3 protein-coding genes are annotated in these 4,103 nt (G+C 62.8%); 2 read left to right on the top strand and 1 reads right to left on the bottom strand.

Annotated elements, in window-relative coordinates:
* The first annotated feature begins 544 nt into the window (after nucleotides 1-544).
* Nucleotides 545-1,141 (top strand): hypothetical protein, encoded by a 597-nt coding sequence (locus tag ELR45_RS33880; RefSeq protein ID WP_129670219.1) that lies wholly within the window; start codon nucleotides 545-547, stop codon nucleotides 1,139-1,141.
* A 161-nt stretch (nucleotides 1,142-1,302) separates the two neighbouring features.
* A complete protein-coding gene (locus ELR45_RS33875) occupies nucleotides 1,303-1,668 on the top strand; it encodes a hypothetical protein (protein WP_165368345.1) in 366 nt (121 codons plus the stop codon).
* A gap of 212 nt (nucleotides 1,669-1,880) precedes the next feature.
* On the opposite strand, the gene ELR45_RS33870 is transcribed toward ELR45_RS33875, so the two are convergent.
* A partial coding sequence (locus tag ELR45_RS33870) for a hypothetical protein (RefSeq protein ID WP_165368344.1) occupies nucleotides 1,881-4,103 on the bottom strand: 2,223 nt, incomplete at its 5' end.

Here is a 4,103-nt window from a genome sequence, read left to right as displayed (position 1 = left end):
ACACAACCGACGAATAAAGATCAACAACCATCCAGGGGGTCAAAATTCAACCGTCGCCACGGGGTCAAGTTTGGAGCGTCGTTGACAACCGTAGGCATTTAGATACATGCGCGGTTTCACTTTCTCTAACTAACGTTGTCGACGGCATGCGAATACTGCGCAGGGTGCGGCAAGGCGGTTTCCCGCGGTCGGCGCACATCGGTACGAGCGCGCGGTACGCTCGGAATGACGCTCGGCTCGGATTGCGACGTGGGCGTGCGGATCAAACCGGGGTCTTCCGGGCCTTGGTGTGGAACTGCGGAGACACTGAACGTAAGAGTTTTGCGGCAATGACCTGCACGGCTGCCTTCGGCGTCCATCCGAGCCGATGCACCGTGTCGGCCGTGTCTCGTCATGCCGAGCGAGCAGTCGTTGCGGCCAGCGTATTAGGCCAGTTGAGGCTAGATAGGGAGTACGACGCTAGGTGAGTGAAGGATTCGCAGCCGTTCTGGCGCTATTCGAGTCGGTCGAATTCCTCCCGACCACTGGCGAGACGCATCTGCGAATGGCCACAGGTGAGGTGTTCTCGGCCCACTGTCCTCCGGCGCCAGACACGGTGATCGTTCGGTCGTGTTGGGGACCGCCGGGCACGAGCCTCGAGCTGGAGTTCGACGACGGCGAGGTTGTGGTGCTCGACGTTCCGACTCGGTCGCTAGTGTCTGATCCCCGGCCAGTGGTGTACCTGGACCAGAACCACTGGATCGAGCTTGCGCGGGCCAGGGTTGGTTCGCCGAAGCTAGCCGGCGACCGGCTGGCAACCTACCTCCGGTTTACCCAGTTAGCGGAGAGCGGCGACATCATTGTACCGCTGTCATCGGCTCACTTGACAGAAATGAGCAGAAAGAGCGGGCAGCAGCGCCGCGACGTTGCGGTAACGATGCTGCGGCTGTCTCGGGGTTGGTGGATGCGGAATCCGCTCCAGGTCCGCAACGAAGAACTTGGTACGATGTTCGACGAGCGCGCTACTGTCCCGCGAGTCTTTACGCTGGAACCGGACGTCACCTGGACTCACGACCCTTCGCCACGGCCGCCAATCCCTGAGGGTGACGTTCGCGCGGAGGCGCTGGCCTTGGCTACGACCTTGCGGCAGCGACGTCGCTAGCTGATCTGCTCACCAACCCCGAGCGCCTCGAGTCCGGTGAGGGACTGGAACTAGCGGCGAAGTGGGCGGCATCGTTTGAGGACCTGGCGCGGCATGTACGGACGAACCCGAAAGCGAAGGCGGGCCTGCGGCGCGTGTCCCTGGCCCGGTTCATCACCGACATGCAGGACGACCTCGCCCAGGCGGCACGAGACAGCGGCATACCGACCGAGGCATTCCAACATTGGCTGATGAACGACTCCGAGCAAGCGCTAATGCGACTTCCGTCCGTGGGTCGTATTCGTGAAGTGACGCACAGGCGACTCGCGAACGCCGACGACAGCTGGGAGCGCAACGATCTGTACGACATGTTGTTCTTGAGCACCGCAGCCGGCTATGCCGACTTCGTGGTCGGCGAGCGCAAGATCGGGAACTATCTGCGCCAGGCGGCAGCCACGACTCCACCTGGTGGGCAGGTGTTCGTGAAGATGGCCGATGCATTCGCGGCGATCGAAACCGAGCTCGCTGTCGGCGCGCTGGCAACGTAGGCGAGTACAGCCAGTAGTTCAGTGGCAGGTCCGCCGGCCAGTGATGACACGAGAGAGTCGACCATAGACAGTCGTCGCAACACGGCGGAAAGACGCGCCTCGGCGCGCAAGAGCAGTCAGCAGAGGGACCCTTTGCCCGGGGATCCTGGCCAACCGAAGCGGCATAGCGTCTCGCACTGTCGACGGGGCGTGGAGGCCGCGAGAAGCGACGCCTAGAAGTCCATGCCTTCCAGAAAACGACGGGCCTCTTCGTCGTTCCTTCGACCTTCCTCGCGGTAGGAGTCGGCGATGTCGCGCAGCGCGGCCGCGGTGCGTGGATGAGATGCCTGCACCACCTCGGCCCACGCGGCGTACTGGTCAGCCAGGTCGTACTCCTGCTGACCGCCTTCAGTCATGCCGCGCGAAGTGACTCCCCGCTTGTTGAAGACGCCGATGGAGAACCCTCTTGCCAGGCGCTCGTCCGGCGCGGTTTCCAAGATTTCGCGGACGGGGAGAGACGGGAAGGTTCCGTCGGCGTCCTCAGGCGAATGTGCGAGGACTTCACCGATTTGCAGTTCCCCGATCTCAAGCCGGTCAGCTTCCTCAAGCAGCCGCCTTGCTTCGTCAAGCCAGGCGCGGAGGTCATCGGCTTCAACCACGCCGTCATCGGTGGTCCCCGGGACGACCTTCCACTCGCGAAGAAGTCGGTAGGCGTTGCTCGCGAGAGTCGCATCCCCGGCGGACTGCTCGACGCGCTCTTCGTTCCTCGCGCTCGCGGGTCTGAAGACCATTTCGATCATCTGCACGAAGGTGCGCGGATCACGAGAAAGAAGCCGCTGGAGTGCCGGCATCTCGCCATCGTGCTGGAGGAGTGGCAGATACCTCCATTCCAAGAGAGCGATTCTCCCCTCATCGATTCCGCGCTCCTTGAGGTAGCCCAGAAGGCGCGTGATGTCGTAGGCCGAAACGCTTCGAGCCTCGGGGTCGTCGTGGCTGCCGAACTGCTGTAGCGCCTGGATCACCAGGTCCTCGTCGACGTCATTTTCATTTCGCGCCACGTACATACTCAATGCGTCTACGGCAATAGCCGAGCGCCCGTGCTTCAGCAGATTCTGAACCGCTTCGTTGACGTGAGCGAAGTCGGTTCCACGCCCGTACGGCGAGAACTCCGACCAGTACGCGTTTCGAACCGCCTCGTCATAGTCGCTCAGTGCGTCCCAGGCGGCCGGTGCATCCTCCGCGAACTGGAGCAAACGAGACTGGAGAAGCTGTCGGCCAGCGAACTGTGCGGCCCACCTGCGGATGTCATCGAGATCCCCGAGAAGTCTGCGACGTGCGAACCCGTCTGCGAACTGCCTTGTCGCCTGGTCCTCGCTGTCAAGGTTTCCCATCACTTCGGCATCTACTGCCTCAGTCGTCGCTGCCAAGGCCGATCCGGCGGCCCAGGGCAGTTCCACGGACGCCGCTAGTCGGCGCACCCCAATCAGACCTTCGTCGGCGAAGACCTCACCGATGGCCTCTTCGCGACGCGCCGCGAGTTCGGCGTCGTAGGTCCTTAGATCGTCGACCGAGACTCCAATGTCGGGATGCCAGTCATCGAAGAGCCAACGGTGCGCGTCCGCAGACTTAGTCGGCTTCAGATGATCCGCAACGGCCGCCAATTGCCCTAGCCATTCCTCCGAGAGTGACCATTCAGTGTCGGCGTACTCGCGATGGTGCCTGATGTAGCCGTTCAGTGCCTCCCAAAGGGCGATGCTCTGCGCGGGTGTCAGGTCGTCGGCGGTGAGAACAGACATCGCCGCGACCGCTTCCGACCGCGCGTCGGGCGGCAGGCGATCGAACTTCGGAACGATCTGCTCCCATCGAGTCGCGTCGTCTTGCGCGAAGCGAAGAACGTGTGATGCCGCAGCCTCCAGAGTAGCGATAAGGTCTGCCCGGGTCGCGGGGGTCGTCTCACTGGCCCAATCGCGAAACTCGGGAGTGCAGCTCTGCATGCCTACCTCGTGGCTGCTCGGGAAGATCGCGAGCAGAAGGTCCCATGACGCATCCGGATGGCGGCGCGTCAGGCTGGCCAAGGCCTGAATGCGCGCATCGAGAGATGCGGACGTCTGCGGTGACCAAACCCTAAAAACCGCGTAAAGACTCGCGCTGGGACGGTTGCTGAGACGACCCCCAGGATCAATCTCGGCGAGAGCGGCAAGTGTCTCGGCGGCGTAAGCCATGTGCTGCTCCGACCAGACTACGGCCTCAATCGCCCAAAGCAAACCGGTGTGGGGACTGCTCACGTTCCATCGGTCGTCGGTGTCGTGAAACAGGCGCTTCGCGAGCGGGTCGGCCCCAGTGGTGGCTTCGGAGATAGCGCGAAGGAACGCGTCTGGCGCGGCCTCTGCCAGGAGCGGCAAGACGTCAGCAATAGACGTCCACAACTGCGCCGTCTTGTCCTCGTTGGCACGAGT

The organism is Phytoactinopolyspora endophytica (assembly GCF_004138495.1).
GTDB lineage: Bacteria > Actinomycetota > Actinomycetes > Jiangellales > Jiangellaceae > Phytoactinopolyspora > Phytoactinopolyspora endophytica.
Note: the sequence above shows the minus strand (reverse complement) of the source record. Positions and strands in the feature narration are given on the sequence as shown.